The following is a 20909-nucleotide window of genomic DNA, read 5'->3' as shown; positions in this document are numbered from 1 at the left end:
CCCTAAATAGAAAAGTATTACGAATCTAATGAGTAATGCAAAAATAATGATTCGGTAGGATATTCTGGCGGAGAGACAGGGATTCGAACCCTGGGAAGGTTGCCCTTCAACGGTTTTCAAGACCGCCGCAATCGACCACTCTGCCATCTCTCCACGGGCAATACTACTCCAACCCAAAATCATTTGCAAATACTTTTTTATATTCTATTCAATAAAATTGCATATTTTTGATAATATAAAATTTCTATCCATTTCATTGTCTAAAAAACATAAGAATATTCGCAAATTCAATAGTCATAGGTATAATGTTTTCTGTTTTTGGGCCCTCATGGCTTGTAGTAATTGTGGTGAATATTTTAAATAGGTGTAGTTTATGAAACGAATTCAAATGTTGTTCCTGTTTGCTTTTATTGTGTCTTTAACTGCTTGCAAGTCATGGTGGCATAAAGATGAAGAAGATAATACCCCTTATAAAGGAATGACTGCAGAGCAACTTTATACTGCATCTCAGAAAGATCTGCACAAAAAAGAATATGCAACTGCAATAAAGCACCTAGAGGCGATAGAGACAATGTATCCTTTTAGTGATTATACCGAAAAATCACAAATGGATTTAATTTATGCTTATTATGAGAATGAAGATTATCCTGCTGCTGCAGCTACAGCAGAACGATTTATTCATCTTTATCCACGGGCTAAAAATGTAGATTATGCTTATTACATGAAAGGTATGGCAAACTTTCAACAAACGCGTGGTGTTTTCGCAAAATTCTTACCTTTGGATGAATCATGGAGAGATCCAGGGACACAAATCCAAGCTTATTCAGATTTTGGTATCTTGGTTCAAAAATTCCCTGACAGCAAATATAAAGCAAATGCGTTACAACGAATGGTATATTTGCGCAATATGTTTGCACAGCATGAATTGAATGCGTCAACATTTTATTTTAAACGTAAAATGTATGTTGCTGCTATTGAACGAGCAAACTACGTAGTGAAAAATTACCCACAGGCTCCTAGTGTAAAGCAAGCCTTGGTAGTTATGTATGAATCAAATAAGGCTTTAGGCTTTAATCAAGCAGCTGAAGAAGCACTGTCTATATATAACGCAACTTACCACACTACTAAAATGGAACGAATAGTGTAACGCTTAAAATAAAATCTTGCTGAAGATATTGGTATTTTGCATCATGCCTGGCGTTTTGAACGTCAGGATATTTAATAAATGGAATAAGTACTTACTACATATATGAGAAAGAGAACACTTTTGTATTGGTAATAAACGTAGATGGATTCCCGCTTTCGCGGGAATAACATGAATTTTTTTAAGATGATTTTTATACGACTTCTAATTCAGTTTCTGCCTCTTTAACTATCAATGCTGCTAAAAGATCATTAATTAACTCTCTAAGTTCTCCTGATAATAAAGCAAGTGCAGCATCACGTTGTTGGTATTCTTCGTCAAGCTGTTTGATTTCATTAAAATCATCGATGAGGTAATCAAGGCTTTTCAATTTTTTAAATGTAAAGTCATGCGTCAAGGTCAATTGAATTCTTTCTTTCCAGATTAAAGAGATTTCTGCTGTAGCCATACCTTGCGAGAGTAGGGTCAAAATTTCTTCGGCAGGTAACTCATAGCCTTTACAATGCACACGTTTTTTTTCATCATCAAGAGCGAAGAGTAAACAATCTGAGGCTAATTGAAAGTGCTGGGGAAGTGTTTCTGGAGAGTGAATCCATTCTGCAAATCGTAAAGCAAGATTTTCTGTATGAGATAGGGGCTCAATAGAGATCCCTGCTACTGATTTGCGTAAAAACGAGGTGAGTTGTGCTGCTTGATTTGAGCTAGAAGTGTTAACAATGATTCTTTTACTGGCACTATCAAGAATGGCAAGCAATTTTTTTTGGACGCAAAATGATTTAGGTAATAATTCAAACTCAATATCTTCTGCCATTTGCGCTTTTTCAGCTCGTTTTACCATACGGCCTTGCTGTGCCTCGAGTAATTGTACTTTCTCAGCAAGCATTTTATTAATAACACCTCGAGGAAGTAGGCGTTCTTCTTTACCTAAACAAATAAGAGAGCTCCCGGCAATCTCTTGAATCATTTCATCCCCAATGAGAGGGAGCCAGCCATAAACAAAGCGTGCATGAGGAGGACAAGGTTTTAGAATGTTCTCAGTTAAAGAACCAGTGAGATCACAAGTATCATCCAGTTCGTATTGATAGATAAGGGCGTTATTAAACCACATATAAAAACTCCTGAATTACATAATATAGTAAGTGCCAATTGCCATAGTTCTATTGTAAGGTAATTTGTAAAAATCTATATTCAAATTAGTTGAATAATTACGGATTAAAAAAGCAAATAATTTTTCTTGCCAGAAAAAAGTTAATGATCTTTTTGTTTTAGATGCTGAAATATTAGGAATTTCTACCATATATGTTGCACGATCAATATTTAATTTAAAGGGAAAAAGATTTTTGTTCGAAGCTCTTTCTAGTGCTCTGGGTATGGAAATGGTCTCCATAAATCCGTAATGCAAAGTTAAGTTAAATACTTTTTCATGTAAGCAAGTAATTTCATAACGTTGGCTGTAATGTACATAAGGAATATTATCTACAACATAATTAAGAATGAGCACTCGATTCGGAACTGCTCGGCAAAGCTTTAAGAAATGGAGAAAACTTCCACCACTTTTATCGTAAACATCAGTTATAAAAATTGCTGTTAAATCAGAAAGTTGGTTTAAACTTTTATATTCGAGTTGCTTGAGGATTTTGGAAATATCATCTTTATTCATGTAGTAATTTTGTTGTAAATATTCCAAGCCAAATTTCCATGTATACATAATGGTTGCTATAAGTAAAGCAAACGTAACTGGAACCCAACCACCAGTGAGAAATTTATGTAAATTTGAACCTAGAAATGCAAAATCGATACTTAAAAATAGTCCAAATATCAGCCCAACTCTAAATTTTGACCATTTCCAAATGGATAGAGCAGCATAAGCGACCATTGCATCAATTAAGAGCATATATGTATTTACTGCGATACCATAAGCATGAGCAAGATTATCTGATGTTTTAAAAGTAAAACAAAATGTTAAGGTTCCAATGAACAAAATGATGTTAATTTGAGGTACATAGATTTGGCCTGAATAGTCTTTGGATGTTTGTACTATGGGAATGCGTGGACATAAGCTTAGTAAGACTGCCTGTTTTGTCAAAGAAAAGGTTGCTGAAATCACTGCTTGTGATGCAATTATTGTGGCAATAGTAGCAAGAATAATTAAAGGAATATAAAACCAATTAGGCGCAATCATATAAAAAGGGTTACTAATGGCCTTAGGGTGCAAAAGTAAATTAGCTCCTTGCCCAAAATAGTTTAATACTAAGGAAGGAAGTACAACGGTAAACCAGCTGATGCGAATCGGTTTTTTGCCAAAATGCCCAATATCAGCATAAAGTGCTTCTCCCCCTGTAACAACCAGAAAAATTCCTCCTAATAATAAATAGCCTTTATACCCAGTCTCATGGATTAATGCAAAGGCATAATAAGGATTAATTGCAGTAAGGACTATAGGGGCTTTAGCGATTTGTACGATACCAAGTATCGCTATAGTAAAGAACCATATAAGTATAAAAGGGCCAAAGAGACTCCCTATATTTCCAGTTCCTCTTGATTGCAGCATGAATAGGAATATTAGAATAACTACGGCAATAGGCAGTATATAAGGTTCAAATGAAGGTGAAAGAGTGCTAAGACCTTCAACAGCACTAATCACGGATATAGCAGGAGTGAGCATACCATCGCCCAAGAGCAACCCCCCTCCGAAAATGGCGACGATATAAAATATAGGTACATATTTAGTACTTTTATGCTTCATTAATGCTAAAAGAGCAAGAATGCCTCCCTCTCCATCATTATCCGCGCGGAAAATCATGATTAAGTATTTGAACGAAATGATAATTATCAAACACCAAAAAATGAGGGATAAAACCCCCATAATTGTTGATTGAGTAATTGGTAGATTATCCATCGTAACTTTTAAAGCATATAATGGACTTGTACCAATATCGCCAAATACCACCCCTAAAGCACCTAGAGTAAGGCCAAAGGATAATTTGGGTGTTTTTTCCATAGTGTTACCAGAATGAATTAATAGCTAAAGTATAACTTTCGAAACGTGATGTTTTCTTTAAAACAGGAACATATGCACTATTAATAATTACAGAATATGAATTAAAATTGTATTTTAGATTGAGAGCAAGTCCTTTTTTATGATCTCCAATATTATTAAATAGTGTTATTATTTTTTGCGGCATAATGGGCCTTGTATTTTTATTTTTCAATTAGTTGATTACGATCGAGAGCTGCTCTTTCAGATTTATTAAGAGAAAGATTATTGCAGGTTTTTCGGTCTTTGTGTAGATTAGCCGATTTTTGTTTTTGGGGAAATAGATAAATGAATGCAAAAATTACATTGCTGGCAGCAAAGCAAAATACAGTTCTACGAGGGCATCCATGGATATTCCCCAAAGCTATTGCAAAAGCAGATGGGAAATTAGTTACAGGCCATTTAGTTAATATTTATAATGCAGATGAAGAACTTATTGGTGTTGGGGTGTTCAATGAACATTCTCTGTATAGAGTTCGGGTATTAGCACTCACATCTGAGTCTATTGATACAAGCCATTTAAGCGCTTTAATTGCTGCTCGCTTAAGACAGGCAATGTTAGTGCGAGGGTGTTTAAACTTGCCTAATGCAGAGACTACTGCTTATCGATTGTTTAATAGTGAAGCAGATGGTCTTTCTGGTTTAACTATAGACAGATTTAATCAGATATGTGTGATTGCGAGTTCTGCTTATTGGGTGGAACTTCATAAAGAAATAATAATACAGGCTCTTCAAAAATTATTGCCTACAGATCAATTGATTTGGTTGCCACAAAAAAAACCTTTAAGTCAGGATGGATGGAAGCAAAGCTGTGAACAAGAAACACATCATCACGCGAATGTTCTTGAAGCAGGGATAATTTATGAAGTTGAATTTGCGCAAGCCCAAAAAACAGGCTTATTTCTTGATCAACGAGAGAATCATCAGCGTATTGCCCAGTTGTCTCAAGGTAAAAATGTATTAGATCTTTATTCTTATACAGGTGGTTTTGCTTTACATGCAGCCAAGGCAGGTGCATTAAAAGTAACTGCTGTGGATAGTTCTGCTCAGGCTATTACACAAGGCAGAAAGAATGCACTATTAAATAAGTTAACTCAAATAGAGTTTATTGAAGCAGATTCTCGTGATTATTTAACAAAAGCAGGAGAATATGATGTTATTATTTTAGACCCTCCTAAGTTAGTTCCTTCACAACAGCATTTACAACGGGCGAAAAATTATTATCGTTTTTTACATCGTGAAGTATTTAAGCACATGAAGCAAGGAAGCTTGTTAATGACTTGTAATTGCTCCGCGGCGCTTTCATCCCAAGAGTTTTGCTCTTTAGTGAGTGCACAAGCAGTGGTTGTGGGAAAACAAGCACGTATATTAGGTGTCTATGGCCCGGCAAGTTGCCATCCTACATTAGCCTCTTTTCCAGAAGGAAATTATCTGACAGCAGTTTTGTTGGCGGTAGTGTAATCTCTGTTTAGATAATGGCATCAATGCAAGGATATGCTGAGTAATGAGTGTTTCTTCAACGGCGTCAACTTCAGAAAAAATTGACGCCTCTGCGCGAAAAGCGGGGATGATGTTCTTGGGAAAGCTCAGAGTTGGTTTCCAAACTTCAACTGTTACTAGGCTGCCTATTAGCTATGAACAGTTGCATTTCTGTCTTGTAAGCATTGTAAAACATCATAAAAACTTAACTCACAAGCTTTTAATAAAACGAATAAATGAAAGATTAAATCGGCAGATTCATTCACTAATTCCTCACGGTCATTATTTACGGCAGCAATGACTGCTTCCACGGCTTCTTCACCTACTTTTTGGGCACATTTACTGAGTCCAGATTCTAATAATCTTGCTGTATAACTATTTTCATTTTGTGAATCAGCACGCTCATTGATGAGCTCAATGAGTTCATGTATAAAGCCAAGGCTTGTGTTATTTGTAGGTTGAAAGCAACTAGTATATCCTAAATGACAAGCGGGACCTTTAGGGAAAACTTGAATTAATAAGCTGTCATTGTCGCAATCGACACTAATATGTTGAACCGACATGCTGTTACCTGAGGTTTCTCCTTTACGCCATAATCGTTTACGACTTCGACTGTATAAATTAAGCTGGCCTGTAGTTAATGTCGCAATTAAAGCTTCTTGGTTCATGTAACCTAACATCAAAACATTACCATTTTCTGCATTTTGGATAATGGCAGGTAACAAGCCATTCATTTTTTTCCAATCCAAGGCATTAATTTCCATATGATTCATAATCGCACCTCAATATTTTCTTTTTTTAATGCTAATTTTATGTCGTTAATTGTTAAAATTTTATTGTGAAATACACTGGCAGCCAAAGCGCCATCCACGTGGGTTTTAAGGAAAACCTGCGTAAAATCATCTAATACTCCTGCTCCTCCCGATGCAATTAAAGGTACTTCACATAAAGACCGCATAATCTGTAACTGAGGCAAGTCATACCCCATACGTACGCCATCTGCTTGCATGCAATTTAATACAATTTCTCCTGCGCCTCTGTCTTGAACCTCTTTAATCCACTCACTTGTTTTGCGTTTGGAATTAATTATTTTTTTCTCATCTCCTGTGTATTGATAAACATAATAATCATCATTTATCCATTGACTATCAATTCCAATAACGACACATTGACTCCCATAATTGCGACATAATTCGTTAATTAAATGAGGAGACTCCAACGCGGGGCTATTAATGGATATTTTATCGGCTCCGGCATTTAGTAGTGATTTTGCCTGATCAAGAGATCGAATTCCACCTGCTACTGCGAATGGGATGTTAATTATTGCCGCAACGTGATGGATCCATTTAGGGCAAACAGAACGTTGTTCGGAACTTGCAGTAATATCATAAAAGACCAGCTCGTCTGCTCCAGATGCAGAATATTCGGCTGCTAGATCGAGAATATTACCAACAATTTGATGATTGCGAAATTGAACTCCTTTGACGACTTGCTCCTCGCGTACATCAAGACATGGAATAATTCGTTTCGTTAACATAATTTATACTCTTTATAATAAGATGGATCTTAGGTGTTATTATTCCATTGGTGTTGCAGGACTTGATAAGATCGATTTCAAGTTAAAAGCATCCTGGTACATAGTCAGTCCCAAGATCGCTGCTTTAATACCTAGTTTCTGAAGCTTGATAATATCATCTTGGTGACGAATGCCCCCAGAAGCTTGCCAAGCAATATTGGGAAAACGTTCTACTGCTTCTTGATAAAGATCAAAGCTTGGTCCTTGCATCATACCGTCATAGGCAATGTCAGTGCATAAGATTTGTGTAATGCCCAACTGTTGATAAAAGGAAACAATTTCCCATAAATTCTTATTTGAAGTAGTTTGCCAGCCGTGGGTAGCGGGCAGGGGAATATTATTTTCCATACGAATATCGAGAGCAAGAATAACATTTTGGGGGGTAATTTCATTAATAATTTGTATGGTTAATGTAGGGTCGGTAATTGCTATACTCCCTATAACCAAGAGTGATATTCCTGCAGAAAAACAGGTTTTTGCTTGTTCTAAAGAGCGAATTCCACCACCTGCCTGTACAGTAATTCCTGTATTTTGCATGGCACAAATTAACGGAAGTTGTTGCATAGTTCCGGTTTTAGCTCCATCTAAATCAACAATATGTAATCGTTTTGCTCCTAATTTGGCGAAATAAGATGCGCGATCTATAGGTGACATATCAAATTGAGTGACTTTATCAAACTGCCCTTGGCGTAAGCGCACACAACGACCTGCTTGTAAGTCAATTGCTGGGATAAGGATCATACAGCCTCCGATAATAATAAGTTCTAACTTGCGTAAGAGTCATTTAAAATACTTTAAGTACTGCAAAAATTTTTAAGCAACGTCATTCCGGTGTCTGCTGATTTTTCGGGATGAAATTGCATACCCCAAATATTGTTTTTTTGGATAATGGCTGTAAAAGACTCATTATACTTACAATAAGCCAAAGCATGTTCAGTAGCGTAAAGCGCATAACTATGTACAAAATAAACATAATTATTTTCATTTAACCCATTCTGTAAGGAGGTATCTTTACACCATTGCAATTGATTCCAACCCATGTGGGGCACTGGATAACCTTTTTTACGGGGTAACCGCTGTACTTTTCCAGGAATAAGGCCTAAGCATGGCACATCTCCTTCCTCGCTGCTTTCAAGTAATAATTGCATGCCTAGACATATGCCTAATAATGGTTGTTTTAATGACGTAAGAACATCGACTAAGCCATATTGACGCAGCGCATTCATACCATAAGATGCGGTACCTACACCTGGAAGAATCACATGGCTTGCGTTGCGGATTTCTTGAGCATCATGAGTGAGTTGATGGTTAAATCCTAATCTTTGTAATGCATTCGCTAAAGAAGTTAGATTGGTTCCACTCACATCAATAATTGCAATCATAGAACCCCCTTAGTTGATGGTAAAAAATTAGTTGTTTTTGTGCACGCTTGCCCTAGTGCTCTACCTAGTGATTTAAAGCAGGCTTCTATCATATGGTGATGATTGGTACCGGTAACTTCAATGTGAATCGTCGCTCCTAAAGCATTGGCTAGAGAATTAAAAAAATGAGGTATCATTTCTGTAGCCATACCTCCAACAAACTCACGAGTGAATTGTCCTTGGAACACGCAAAAACCTCTGCCACCTATATCTATTGCGATCGAAGCAATGGATTCATCCATAGGCAAAGTAAAACCATAGCGATTAATGCCCCATTTGTTCCCAAGAGCTGCTTTCAATGCTTCTCCTAAAGCAATCGCGGTATCCTCGATTAAATGATGATCGTCAACCTCTACATCACCATTCGCGCATAAATCCAGATTAAACCCACCGTGTTTTGCTACTTGCTCGAGCATATGGTTAAAAAAGGGTATGGGGGTGTTGATGGAACTGATTTGGTCAGAATCCAATAACACCGATAATTCTATTGTTGTTTCTTGGGTTTTTCTTCGAATAAATCCAGTACGTTTGTTATTAAGTATCGTGCTTGTAATTTGCCTCCACCCATGTTCTTTATTGATGGGTAAAAACTTTATCCCTAAATTATCCGCTAACTGGCGATCAGTTTCTCTATCACCAATAACCCAAGAAGATGTTTTGTCGATTATGGTTTCTTTCATAAATTGATCTAACAAACCCGTTTTAGGTTTACGACACAAACAATTATCTTCGGGCATATGTGGGCAAATAAAAATTTCATCAAAATAAATACCTTGTGAAGAAAAGAGATCCAAAGTAAATTCATGGCACATTAAAAAAGCATCTTCGGGGAATGCAGATGTACCTATACCATTTTGATTACTTACCATAATGAAACGAAATCCTTCTTTCTGCAGTTGCAATAAAGAGGGGATTACTCCGGACGTAAGTTTGATTTTATCCAATGAATCAACTTGAAAATCATAAGGCTCTTCAATTAAAGTCCCGTCACGATCAATAAATAAAATTTTTTGCATTTTTAAATCCTAAAACATTATGGTTCATTCACATCCTTCTGAGGATGAATTAGGTTGAAAAGAAGATAAAGTATGCAGAAGAAACCTATTCTGGGCTTCATTTCCTACGGTGATACGTAAATGATCCTGTAAAGAGGAGTGTGGGGGAAAATTTTTAACTGCGATGCCGTGAGAACCAAACCACGAGACGAGTTCAGGCGCGTACCTAGTTTTAATGAGAATAAAATTGGTTTGGCTAGGATAAACTGTCTCGATAAAAGGACATAGTGTCAATGCTTGGCTCAACTGAGTACGAGCTTTTTTAATCTTGTTAATCGATTCGGAAAACCATGCTGGCTTTACCAAAGCTTTTAACGCTAGATTAATTACAACAGTAGAAAGTGGAAAAGGCAACATGATGTTATTTAATGCTTGGATAACATGTGCTTGAGCTAAAATACTTCCTAAGCGAAGATTCGCAAGTCCATAAGCTTTGGATAAAGTTCTCAGGACGATTAAATTATCAAATTGAGAAATGAGGCAAGTTGCACTTTGATTCTGGGTAAACTCTATATATGCTTCGTCGACAACAATTATGGAGCGGTCTTTATATTCTTCACATAGGGCTGCAATTTGATTGATGTCGATTAAACTGGCGGTAGGATTATTAGGGTTACACAAGATAATCATTTTACAATTTTTTTGCCAACAATTACGAATCTCTTCTACTGAAATTTCAAAGCAGTTCAAGGGATCTAAAGGGCAATCAATCAATTGGGCCTGTTGTAAATGAGCATAAAATGAATACATGGGAAAGGTAGGCGGACATTGCATGCAAGCATCTTGCCCCGCTCTTAAAAACAAACGAGTGATTAAATCAATTCCATCATCTGATCCGCGAGTCAAAACAAGTTGAGTTACATCTACTTGATACAGTTTCGCTAATTGTTCCAGTAATGGTTGTTGCGCCATTTTTTCAGGGTAAAAATTTAAATCGATCTTCGTGTTTAATACAGACCAGGGAAGCTCATTAGCGTGGAGACGATAGCTGATTTGGCCACTAATTGGGATGTAAGCTTGGTTGTTTAATAGTTCAGGGCGTATTAAATTAAGTACGGACATTTAAACCTCCAGTGAGTTTAGTCTGATTGCTACTGCTTGTGCATGCGCATCCAATCCTTCAATATGTGCTAGAGTGATTGCTGCGGGACCTATATTTTTGATTCCTTCCTGATTAATGGATTGCACATTAAAACAAGTGAGAAAATCCAGCGTACTTAAACCATTATGATTCCGAGCAAAACCATTGGTTGGCAAAACATGATTTGATCCTGTCACATAATCACCAAGAGTTTCTGCTGCCCAAGGGCCAAGGAATACGGTACCTACAGCATAGATTAAATCAATCCATAGCTCTGCATCATCACGGTTTATAATTAAATGTTCTGGGGCATAAGTATTAATGATATTCACTTGCTCTTCCTTTTCAGGACAAACAATGATCATGCTGGTTGCCAATGATTGGCTCATGATGTGTATTCTTGATAAGGTCCTTAATTGTTCTTTTAATTGTTGATTTACCTGTTCTGCCTGTTTTTGATTATCGCAAATTAAAATAACTTGTGAGTCAATTCCATGTTCTGCTTGTGCCAATAAATCTGCGGCAATAAATGCTGGATTAGCTTTATCATCGGTGATGATCATTACTTCAGAAGGGCCTGCTGGCATATCTATGGCGGCGCCATTAGGATCAGATGAAACAAGAGTTTTAGCTTCTGTAACATAGCTGTTTCCCGGGCCAAAAATTTTATCAACTTTGACAATGCTGTCTGACCCATAAGCCATGGCTGCAATTGCTTGCGCACCACCTACAGCATAAATAGTTTCAATACCACATAGCTGTGCCGCAACAAGTAGGTGTTGATTAATAGAACCCTCACTATTGGGTGGGGTACATAATATTTTCACAGGACAGCCGGCAACTTTTGCCGGGATTGCTTGCATGAGCAATGAAGAAATTAACGGAGTTTTATTACCACCAGGGACATATAATCCTACACGCTGAATCGGTCTATAGGTATTATAAATATTCACTCCTTTAGCGGTATTTATCTTTTTATTCTCTGGTAAAAGAGCTTGATGATAATTCGTGATGTTTTTTATTGCCTCATTAAGTGCATTTAATGCTTGAGAGCTGATGCTGGCATTTTTTATTTGTTGTGTTGAAACCTGAAGACTGTCTAAGCGAACCCCATCAAATTGCTCCGTAAGTGCAAGTAATGCTTTATCGCCAAAAGATTGCACTTCTTTTATAATTTTTTGTACCTGTTTTTTTACTGAAGAGGTTTGCAGGGGGCGAGTAAGACACTGCATTTTTTCAGTTTGAGATACAGATTGCCAGTTTTTAATCGTTAACATGAAGTTACTCCAACATTTTTTCTATGGGTAAAACCAATATAGAGCTGGCTCCCAATGTTTGAATGGTTTCTAATGTGTTCCAAAAAATTCGCTCACTAGAAACAACATGGACAGCGACTTTATTGATATTTCCTGGTAAGGGCAAAATAGTGGGTGCTTCAGCTCCAGGTAATTTTTCAGCTATTGCTCCAAGAGCTGATTTTGGGGCATGAAACACAATATATTTTCGCTCTTGGGCTTGTTGTACTGCGAGTATTCTACGCGCAAGCATTGCAAATAAATCTTGAAATAGGGGGACGCTTTTTTTTCCACCTTGAATCAATACTGCTTGACTTTGCAGTACAGTATCCACTTCAAAAAGTTTATTATCTTCTAGAGTTTGACCGGTTGAAACTAAGTCGCAAATAGCATCGGCCATCCCCATACGTGGAGCAACTTCAATAGATCCTGATAAAACAAGGATTTCCGCACATATTTTTTGTTTGTATAAGTAGTTCTTCAGTAAGTTAGGGTAACTGGTCGCAATTCGTTTTCCATCCAGACACCCTGGCCCTTGATAATCCATGGCTTCAGGAACAGCTATAGATAAGCGACACGTACAATTACCCAGTTGTACTATGGTTTTATAAGATTTTTCTGGATTGGCAAGAGCGCTTTCTAAAAGTACATTTTCCCCAACAATGCCTCCATCACACAACCCATCAAAAACTAAAGTAGGAATGTCATCATCACGAACGAAAAGCAGATCGATAGGGAAATTATCCACATGAGTGAGCAAGCTATTAGGCTTAATACGAAACTTTAAACCGCATTGTTGTAACAAGGTTAAGGATTCTTCAGATAAACGCCCCTTTTTTTGTAAGGCTAAACGTAAACGATTTTTCACGATAACTCCAATTTCTTCGCAATTAACTCATAACCACCTGTACCAAAACTCAAACAACGTGCAACTCGAGTTATCGTGGTCACACTCACTCCCGTTTGCTCATGAATGGTTCTATAGGGGATACCTTGCCTCAATAATGGAACAACTTGCCAACGATCAGCCATTGCTTCCAATTCTGCTGGGGTACATAAATCGATAAAAAATTGCAACGCTTCCTCTTTGTTTTCCAATAGGCTGATTGCATGCATTAAATTGGGAAGGGCTGAGTGTTTTATTGAAGTATGTATTTTCATATTAATGTATTAACGTAATATAACATTAATGCAATGTTAATGTATTTCTTTAAGTATTGTCAATAGTAGCCGTATTTTTATTGGTAAATGATTCTAAAATAGTTCTTTAACGAGGGTTTCGATGAACAAATATGGATTTACTGCGAATCGTTCGAGATGGAAATTGGATCATCCGAAGCTCGCGTTTCTTTAAGCAAATATCCGATAACATGAGAATACTTACTCAGAGATATAAGTAGTAAAACGAGCAGGAAATGATATGAAAAAACCAATAAAAGTTTCTATTGGTTTTTAAAAGGGCATTAACTGTTGGAATAAGATGTATTATTCCAATCTAATCATTTTAGCAACCATATGTTGATTGATAATCTTCTAGTTTTTTAACTTGTTCATCTTGATTTGAGCTTTTTAAGTAATCAATTAAATCAAATAAAGTAATAATAGAGTAAACCTCAATACCTTGAGCTTTAATTTCAGAAAGGGTTGATTCGTTTGTTAATCCTCGTTCACAACGATCTAAAGCAATAATGACCCCAGTCAATTGACCACCATGTTCTTTAATCAAAGTTTGAGATTCTCTAAAAGCAGTTCCTGCAGTTATAACATCATCAACAATCACTGTTTTACCTGTTAAAGGGGCGCCTATTAATTGACCTCCCTCTCCATGATCTTTTATCTCTTTACGATTAAAAGTAACAGTTGCTTCTTTACCTAATTCAGAAAGAGCTATAGCTGTAGCAGTAGCAAGTGGTAAACCTTTATATGCTGGGCCAAATAAATGTTCTAATTGAGCTTGATGTTCGAGTAAAGTCTTTGCATAAAATTGGCCTAATTGCCGTAATGTGCTTCCTTGATAAAATAAACCTGCATTAAAAAAATAAGGACTTTTTCGTCCCGATTTTAATATAAATTCACCAAATTTTAATACCTGACAATCGAGTGCTAATTTTATAAAAGCTGATTTTGTATGATTCATTGTGTATTTCCAATATATAAAAAAAGATAAAGATAGCGATTTTTTAAAAAAATCCTTAACAATCAATAAAAAACTGCTATGCTAATCTATATGTACGAACTTATTTCGTATATGTAGAAAATGTTTATTATAACGCAGCTTTTGAATAGTAAATATCTTTATGCTGGAATAAACATATGTAATAGTTGGATTGTAAAAGCTTAAGACAAAGGGGATCGCTAATGTCGCAAAGAGAAACGGGCCATGTAAAATGGTTCAATGAGAAAAAAGGATTTGGATTTATTATTAATGAGAATGGTGATGATATCTTTGTTCATTACAAAGATATTCAAGGTGTTGGATTTAAAACACTCCATGAAAATGATCCTGTATCCTTTGTGCTAGATAAAGGACCAAAAGGCTTAAAAGCACAAGACGTTACTATTATTACTGAATAAGTAATAAAGTATAGTACACGTAAGTATTCTCAGCTCTCGCTGCCGGTTAAATGTGACCTGGGCTAAGGTAAGCCGTAACCCGGGTGTTTATTTTTCGCGCAACAAGAGAAGAAAAGCTATTTTGAAAAGAAATATAATTATATTTCGTTAAACGCTTCATGCTGTGTCTTAATTTAATAGCTGTCACAGGGATGTGTTTGTTATCGAAAAGTGTAGGTCTGAGTCTTTTTATGAGTCGAACGCATTGAACTCTTGAATTTTCTAGAAATGCCCCATATGTATTTCTTCCAGTTTTTCTAATTTTTAAGAGATGTTATGAGAACTTTACCTATCTATCAAGTCGATGCTTTCGCCGCAAATCTTTTCGAAGGAAATCCTGCTGCTGTTTGTCCATTAGACAATTGGCTTACTGACAAAGAAATGCAAAATATTGCTTTAGAAAATAACCTTTCAGAAACAGCTTTTTTTATCCCTGAGGAAAACGGATTTTATATTAGATGGTTTACCCCAAATGAAGAAGTAGCTTTATGTGGTCATGCAACACTTGCAAGTGCCTATGTTATTTTTGAGAAACTAGGATTTAAAGGAGAAGAGATCACCTTTCGTTGCTTAAGTGGAGAGCTTAAGGTTCGGAAAAATGGCAACGGATTTATAATGGATTTTCCAGCATTACCTTATCATTTCATTGAATACTCCCAAGCACTATCGGAATTAAATTTAAACAAACCACTATATGTTTTAAAAAGTAAATTTGACTTAATGTTTGTGTATGAGAATGCGCAAGAAGTACAACTGGCAGAACCTAATTTAAATGCTGTTGCTCAGCTCGATTATAGAGGTTTGATTTTAACTGCACCTGGAATAAATTCGGATGTTTATTCGCGATGTTTTTATCCCGGATGTAACGTTGCTGAAGATCCAGTAACAGGATCAGCCCACTGCGTTATTGCACCTTATTGGAGTGAACAACTGCAGAAATGTGACATTAATGCAGTACAAGGTGGAAGACGACAGGGAAAAGTGCGATGTGAGGTAAAAGGCGAGCGAGTTTTTCTTTATGGAACGGCCCATCTTTATTTACAAGGAACAGTTTATTTGCCCCATAATTAATGAAGAAAAATAAATAAAAAAGTATTTAAAGGATGCCTACTTTAAGTTTGACTAAATGAGACTTTTTAGTTCCATACTAAAAATGGTAAATTTAAAGAGTACTGGTAGTAGACATAAGCATCATAAAGATCTTTCGGTGGAGGCTTTTTAAGCAATTCGGTACGTGGATGTTTTATATCTGCTACTTGCGTGAGTCTGCTTGGACCCAATGCCCATTGAATCGTCTGTTGAGAGTTACGCCAAACGTATAATTCTTGGATGAGCCCAATTCGAGTGAAGGGATTGCTCATATCACTAATAAAATTACCCATAGAGTAGGCGATTAATCCTGTATGTTCAGAAGATTGTACGAGTTCAAAAGGTTGTAGTACATGAGGATGGCTCCCTATGATTAAATCTGCGCCATTTTGAATTAATTGGTAACCAATATCTTGAATTAAGGGATCAGGATAGAGTTCAAATTCAAATCCCCAATGTAAAAATAAGATTTTAAAATCAACTTTGGCTTGCTTCATTTCATGAAGTGCATCTATTAATTGACTGAGCTCTACTTTATTTTTATCAAGGGGAGCAATTCCTGGTAAATACTGAATAGGGGTAGTATTTTGAGAAAATTGAGGATTAACGCCCCAAGTAGCGGTTGCTACACCGAAGCGAATTCCTTTGATTGTGTAAATGATAAATTTTTGCTGATCTGCCCCATGAGCTTGGATGCCTCTTGATTTTAACTCTCTCATGGTTTCTTGTGCACCTAAATCGCCACGATCAAGAACATGGTTATTGGCCAAAGATAAAAAGTCAAATACAGGTTTTCCATTCAAAGTTAGTGCATTTAGATAGTCATTAGGAACATTAAATTGAGACAAGGCATTACGAAATTTTGAAATAGTACTGGATGATGAAACTGGTGTTTCCAAATTACCTAAAACAAAATCCATCTGTGCTAAAAGATTTAAAATTTTAGGTGCGATAAATTGCTTATCATAATTTGGAACTGCCATTAAATCACCTACAAAACCAACACGAACAAATGTTTCTTCAGAAGAGGGTTGTGGTAACTTGGCTAATAATTTTTTTTGATGAGCAAAAAATGCTATTTGGCCAGGGAACGGATTTAAAACCATTAGGGTTGCTTTTTTTTGGTAATCAAAGAAATGTAGAAAATATTTTAAAACTCCTTTACCTTCAGTACGCCATTGTGCCCATGATGCTCGCTCATTTAAAGCATGTTCAGGAAAATTTTTTTGTGTCGTGGAAATTGAATGGAGACGATAATAAACGACAATAAAAACAAGTAGAACAAATAAAATGATCACGCTTTTTTTCATATAGTTTTCTTTAAATGAACGAATTCAATTAACTAATTATGTATAATTATAAATTTTTTTATCGCTTAATAAGTACTAAAAATCAAAAATACCTACTCTATTTTGAGCTTATTTTTAAATCTAAGTGAGGTATGTATTTAAGAATAGATGCCTCTATTATTTTCTTTACTATAAAAACTTAATAAACAAATTTAATTAATAGTATTTTTTAATGACAATATTAATAATTCTATTTTATCATGACTTATATATCTGGATTTATCGTTTGAAAAAGGAGCATCAATGACCATTTACATGTTTCCAGGACAAGGTTCTCAAGCAAAAGGTATGGGGATTGAATTATTTTCATATTTTCCTGAACAAATAAAGCAAGCTGATGAAATTTTAGGGTATTCTGTCAAAGAGTTATGCTTGGATGATCCACAGCAGCAATTAAACAATACCGAATATACTCAACCTGCTTTATATATTGTTGAAGCTTTGTCTTTTTTGGCTCGAAGTTCTGAAGAACCATCACCTAATTGTTTAATCGGGCATAGTTTAGGTGAATATGCTGCTTTATTTGCTGCCGGTGCTTTTGATTTTGGGACCGGATTGAAGCTTGTGCAAAAACGTGGCGAATTGATGGCTAAAGCAAGTGGAGGTGGAATGCTCGCAGTGATCAATTTAGCTGAAGACCGAATTAAATCATTGCTGCAAACCAATGGATTAGATTCTATAGATTTTGCTAATTTTAACTCAACGAAACAAATTGTTCTTTCAGGACCAGCAGCAGATATAGCCAGGGCAAATGAAATACTTGCTCAAGAAGCTTTGATGTGTGTGCCATTAAAAGTGAGCGGTGCATTTCATTCGCGATACATGCAATCCGCTGCCGATGAGTTTCAACAATTTATGGAGTCTTTTCAGTTTTCGCCACTACAAATTGAAGTGATTGCAAATATAACCGCAGAACCTTATACCAATGATAGCGCTAAAGAAAATTTAGTGAAACAAATGACACATCCAGTTCGTTGGACCGATACCATTCGTTATTTAAAAAATCAAGGTGAGAGTATTTTTATAGAGGTAGGGCCAGGAAATGTTCTTACTCGTTTGAACGCACAGATTTAATAAATAGATTAAATCTGTTCTGCAGAAAAGGTGCAAGCAAACTTTATTGGCTAAATTGACGTCCATCAACTTTTGAATAACTAGGCCTATTTTCTAGCATGAGATCGTGAGGATGTACCCATATTAAAGGCTGTTGACAATTACTTCCCTCAGGCATAAGCATAGGGAAGCAGAATGATTGTCAACAAACGCTAGCGCAAAATATAAAAAACTCATAGCCATCGCTTTTCCACTGCAAATATCATCTACAATTAAATTGTAGTTTCATTTATAGGGGGAAGGGGATATGGCGATTAGGTTAAAACATGAATATGGGAGATTGGAGTCAATAGAGCTTATACAGGTACAACATCATTTGGCTCTTCCTCATCTGAATAAGTACTTACAATCAAAAGGAAAGAGGCGCTGTAAATTTATAAAAAAAATTAGTATCGATCATTCCAATTTAAATGATAAAGATTATGATGCCTTACATAATATTTTAAAGTTAGCTTCAAAAGTTAATGAAATTTCATTTTATGCTAATCATATTGATACAAAAGATATTCGCTATTTATTTGATTCCTTACCCCGTAGAAAATTGAATACAATAAAATTTATCGACAATTGGATAGGTGATAAAATACCTGCTGATTTTTTCTCATGTTTAAAAAAGAAAAAATTATCGGTTTTAGATTTATCACTAAATTGGCTTCGTGATTCTGGAGTGCAGCGTTTATTAGAATCGATTAACTCAAATACGGAATTAAAGGAACTCGTGTTAAGTTGTAATGATTTTGGTTTAGAAGGAATGACGGCACTGCGTCATTTTGTATTGAAACATCCTTCATTAGAAATTCTGGATATATCATATAATAATTTGAACGAAGAATGTGCAAAAGAAATTGTTACTATGATTAATGAGTCTCGATCTTTAACTCATTTAAATATTAAAAGCAATAAAATGCATGATGAAGGGGTTTATCTTATTACTAATGCATTAAAATCGAATACTCATCTTAAGCATGTTGATTTATCAGATAATGAAATTTCTGAGACAGGTTTATCTAAACTCTTACGTGAGGCAGAGGCTCATGATACACTTAGAAGCTTGATATTAAAGCCTAATGATCTTGTTCCATCCACACTCTAGGTGTATAGACCAACTATTAGTTAATGTCATAAATGAGAAACGTAATCGCCTCCCATCTTTTATTAGATGGGGCTCGGTTATGTATTTACTAATGGAGCTTTATGCATGGGTAATGGTGCTTTTTACCTTTTGAAAGAACGTAAATTTTTTCCTTTTTTCCTGACTCAATTTTTTGGTGCTTTTAATGATAATGCTTTTAAGTTAGCAATGCTTACTTTAATTAGTTACCATCTCACTCATAATCAAGCTCAATCTGAGTTCTATCAAGCAATAGCGGGTGCTTTATTTATAATCCCTTTTTTTCTTTTTTCAGCGACTTCAGGGCAATTGGCTGATAAATATGATAAAGCTCTTGTGACACGTTTCATTAAAATTTTAGAGTTATTTTTAATGATTATTGGTAGTTTTGCCCTTTATTGGGGAAATATTTTTTTGATGATGGTTACTCTAACTGGTCTCGGAGTACATTCAACTTTTTTTGGGCCAATAAAATATGCTATTTTGCCTGATCATTTACCTAAAAAGGACTTATTGGGAGCAACAGGTTTAATTGATGCAAGTACTTTTATAGCCATTTTATTGGGAACCACTATGGGTACTTTATCTATAGGAATCAATAGTCCTAAACCTTATATAGCTGTGTTTTTAACCATAGTTGTTGCTCTTGCGGGACTTGCTTCCAGTTTGTTTATACCTAAAGCTCCTTCAAAATCGATAAATATTGAAGTAGATAAACAGATATGGCGTGTGACTTATAAGATGCTGAAACAGGCTACCGAGCATTTCGGTATTTTATTAGCAATTTTGATTTTATCTTGGTTTTGGTTATTAGGGTCAGTAATCCTCACTAAGCTTCCTGATTATACAAACTATGTATTAGGAGCTAATAATACTGTTTTTGCAATATTTCTTGCTTTGTTTTCAATAGGCATTGCTTGTGGTTCCTTGACCGTTAATTTTATTTTTCAAGGAAAAATACATCTTCCCATTGTTCCTTGGGCAATGTTTGCTTTTACTTGCTTTACAATGGATCTTTACTGGGCTTCGCCCCATTTAAATGAACCGAAAAATGTATTTACTCTAATTAATTTTTTTACCCACTTCGCTCATTGGCGCATTGCATTTGATTTATTTATGCTAGCTTTTAGTGCTGGTCTTTTTATCGTTCCCTTATATACCTATTTACAAGTGACAAGTCCCCCAGAGTCAAGAGCTCAAGTGATCGCGACGAATAATATTTACAATTCTATGTTTATGGTCGCGGGAGCATTGATGGTTATTGCTTTGTTACATTTTTCAGCTGCGATTCCACAAATTTTTTTAATTTTGAGTTTATTAAATGCTTTTGCGGCATTGTTAGTAAAGATTTGCTTAAAAAAAGTAGCGTTACCAATAAACCACGAAATAAAGGAAAGTGAGCAATAAAAGTCGTAGAAATATAATGGTGTCAACAAATGGATCGTAGATCTACTTGTTGAGTAATAGGTCACCCCTAATAAACTTTAAAGAAGTTTATTAGGAGAACTGATCCTCTTTATATTCTAACCAAAGCTACCGCCAAAAG

General features: G+C 35.7%; 20 protein-coding genes and 1 tRNA gene. 7 read left to right on the top strand and 14 right to left on the bottom strand.

Going from position 1 to position 20909, the window contains the following annotated elements; genetic code table 11:
* Positions 1-65: 65 nt before the first annotated feature.
* A tRNA-Ser gene (locus Lsan_RS12840) sits at positions 66-153 on the bottom strand.
* 220 nt (positions 154-373) lie between these two features.
* Here Lsan_RS12840 and Lsan_RS12835 point away from each other — a divergent pair.
* Positions 374-1147, top strand: coding sequence for an outer membrane protein assembly factor BamD (locus tag Lsan_RS12835; RefSeq protein ID WP_058514629.1), 774 nt, complete (start codon positions 374-376; stop codon positions 1145-1147).
* A gap of 190 nt (positions 1148-1337) precedes the next feature.
* On the opposite strand, the gene Lsan_RS12830 is transcribed toward Lsan_RS12835, so the two are convergent.
* Positions 1338-2252 carry a recombination-associated protein RdgC gene (locus tag Lsan_RS12830; protein ID WP_058514628.1) on the bottom strand — a complete coding sequence of 305 codons (915 nt, stop codon included), beginning with the start codon at positions 2250-2252 and terminating at the stop codon, positions 1338-1340.
* 15 nt (positions 2253-2267) lie between these two features.
* Positions 2268-4145, bottom strand: a complete 1878-nt coding sequence (locus Lsan_RS12825; protein WP_058514627.1) for a potassium transporter Kup — start codon at positions 4143-4145, stop codon at positions 2268-2270.
* Between the two features lie 324 nt (positions 4146-4469).
* Here Lsan_RS12825 and Lsan_RS12815 point away from each other — a divergent pair, with 324 nt between their 5' ends.
* On the top strand, positions 4470-5642 hold the full coding sequence (locus Lsan_RS12815) for a class I SAM-dependent rRNA methyltransferase (RefSeq protein WP_058514625.1): 1173 nt from the start codon (positions 4470-4472) through the stop codon (positions 5640-5642).
* 167 nt (positions 5643-5809) lie between these two features.
* Here Lsan_RS12815 and hisIE read toward each other — a convergent pair whose 3' ends face one another.
* From hisIE to pyrE, 10 genes are all read right to left on the bottom strand, one after another.
* Positions 5810-6433: a bifunctional phosphoribosyl-AMP cyclohydrolase/phosphoribosyl-ATP diphosphatase HisIE gene (hisIE, locus tag Lsan_RS12810; RefSeq protein WP_058514624.1), complete on the bottom strand. Its 624-nt coding sequence runs from the start codon at positions 6431-6433 to the stop codon at positions 5810-5812.
* Positions 6430-7197 carry an imidazole glycerol phosphate synthase subunit HisF gene (gene hisF / locus Lsan_RS12805; RefSeq protein WP_058514623.1) on the bottom strand — a complete coding sequence of 256 codons (768 nt, stop codon included), beginning with the start codon at positions 7195-7197 and terminating at the stop codon, positions 6430-6432. Before hisF ends, hisIE begins: the two co-directional genes overlap by 4 nt.
* 39 nt (positions 7198-7236) lie before the next feature.
* Complete coding sequence (locus tag Lsan_RS12800; protein ID WP_058514622.1) at positions 7237-7977, bottom strand: 1-(5-phosphoribosyl)-5-[(5-phosphoribosylamino)methylideneamino] imidazole-4-carboxamide isomerase; 741 nt, start codon at positions 7975-7977, stop codon at positions 7237-7239.
* A gap of 53 nt (positions 7978-8030) precedes the next feature.
* The gene (gene hisH, locus Lsan_RS12795; protein WP_058514621.1) at positions 8031-8618 is read right to left on the bottom strand and encodes an imidazole glycerol phosphate synthase subunit HisH; all 588 of its coding nucleotides are present in this window, start codon (positions 8616-8618) and stop codon (positions 8031-8033) included.
* Positions 8615-9673 (bottom strand): bifunctional histidinol-phosphatase/imidazoleglycerol-phosphate dehydratase HisB, encoded by a 1059-nt coding sequence (gene hisB, locus Lsan_RS12790; protein WP_058514620.1) that lies wholly within the window; start codon positions 9671-9673, stop codon positions 8615-8617. The genes hisH and hisB overlap by 4 nt, the downstream gene beginning before the upstream one ends.
* 24 nt (positions 9674-9697) lie before the next feature.
* Entirely contained in the window at positions 9698-10774 is a 1077-nt protein-coding gene (locus Lsan_RS12785; RefSeq protein ID WP_058514619.1) for a pyridoxal phosphate-dependent aminotransferase, read from the bottom strand.
* Positions 10775-12070, bottom strand: coding sequence for a histidinol dehydrogenase (gene hisD, locus Lsan_RS12780; RefSeq protein WP_058514618.1), 1296 nt, complete (start codon positions 12068-12070; stop codon positions 10775-10777).
* 4 nt (positions 12071-12074) lie between these two features.
* Positions 12075-12956: an ATP phosphoribosyltransferase gene (hisG, locus tag Lsan_RS12775; protein ID WP_058514617.1), complete on the bottom strand. Its 882-nt coding sequence runs from the start codon at positions 12954-12956 to the stop codon at positions 12075-12077.
* Entirely contained in the window at positions 12953-13249 is a 297-nt protein-coding gene (locus tag Lsan_RS12770; RefSeq protein ID WP_058514616.1) for a YerC/YecD family TrpR-related protein, read from the bottom strand. Before Lsan_RS12770 ends, hisG begins: the two co-directional genes overlap by 4 nt.
* Before the next feature lie 343 nt (positions 13250-13592).
* The gene (gene pyrE / locus Lsan_RS12765; protein WP_058514615.1) at positions 13593-14225 is read right to left on the bottom strand and encodes an orotate phosphoribosyltransferase; all 633 of its coding nucleotides are present in this window, start codon (positions 14223-14225) and stop codon (positions 13593-13595) included.
* A 221-nt stretch (positions 14226-14446) separates the two neighbouring features.
* Between pyrE and Lsan_RS12760 the strand changes: the two genes are divergently transcribed.
* Positions 14447-14662, top strand: coding sequence for a cold-shock protein (locus Lsan_RS12760; RefSeq protein ID WP_003631957.1), 216 nt, complete (start codon positions 14447-14449; stop codon positions 14660-14662).
* Positions 14663-14977: 315 nt separating this feature from the next.
* Entirely contained in the window at positions 14978-15772 is a 795-nt protein-coding gene (locus Lsan_RS12755) for a PhzF family phenazine biosynthesis protein (RefSeq protein ID WP_058514614.1), read from the top strand.
* Positions 15773-15837: 65 nt separating this feature from the next.
* Here the strand turns inward: Lsan_RS12755 and Lsan_RS12750 are convergent, their stop codons facing one another.
* Positions 15838-17100 (bottom strand): CapA family protein, encoded by a 1263-nt coding sequence (locus Lsan_RS12750; RefSeq protein ID WP_058514613.1) that lies wholly within the window; start codon positions 17098-17100, stop codon positions 15838-15840.
* A gap of 282 nt (positions 17101-17382) precedes the next feature.
* Here Lsan_RS12750 and fabD point away from each other — a divergent pair, with 282 nt between their 5' ends.
* The 3 genes from fabD to Lsan_RS12735 all read left to right on the top strand — a co-directional run bounded on the left by fabD (position 17383) and on the right by Lsan_RS12735 (position 20770).
* Positions 17383-18213 carry an ACP S-malonyltransferase gene (gene fabD, locus Lsan_RS12745; RefSeq protein ID WP_058514612.1) on the top strand — a complete coding sequence of 277 codons (831 nt, stop codon included), beginning with the start codon at positions 17383-17385 and terminating at the stop codon, positions 18211-18213.
* A 286-nt stretch (positions 18214-18499) separates the two neighbouring features.
* Positions 18500-19345 (top strand): leucine-rich repeat domain-containing protein, encoded by an 846-nt coding sequence (locus Lsan_RS12740; protein WP_058514611.1) that lies wholly within the window; start codon positions 18500-18502, stop codon positions 19343-19345.
* Between the two features lie 105 nt (positions 19346-19450).
* Positions 19451-20770: an MFS transporter gene (locus tag Lsan_RS12735; RefSeq protein WP_058514610.1), complete on the top strand. Its 1320-nt coding sequence runs from the start codon at positions 19451-19453 to the stop codon at positions 20768-20770.
* Positions 20771-20909: the final 139 nt, after the last annotated feature.

Source organism: Legionella santicrucis (assembly GCF_001468135.1).
Classification (GTDB): Bacteria; Pseudomonadota; Gammaproteobacteria; order Legionellales; family Legionellaceae; genus Legionella; species Legionella santicrucis.
Note: the sequence above shows the minus strand (reverse complement) of the source record. Positions and strands in the feature narration are given on the sequence as shown.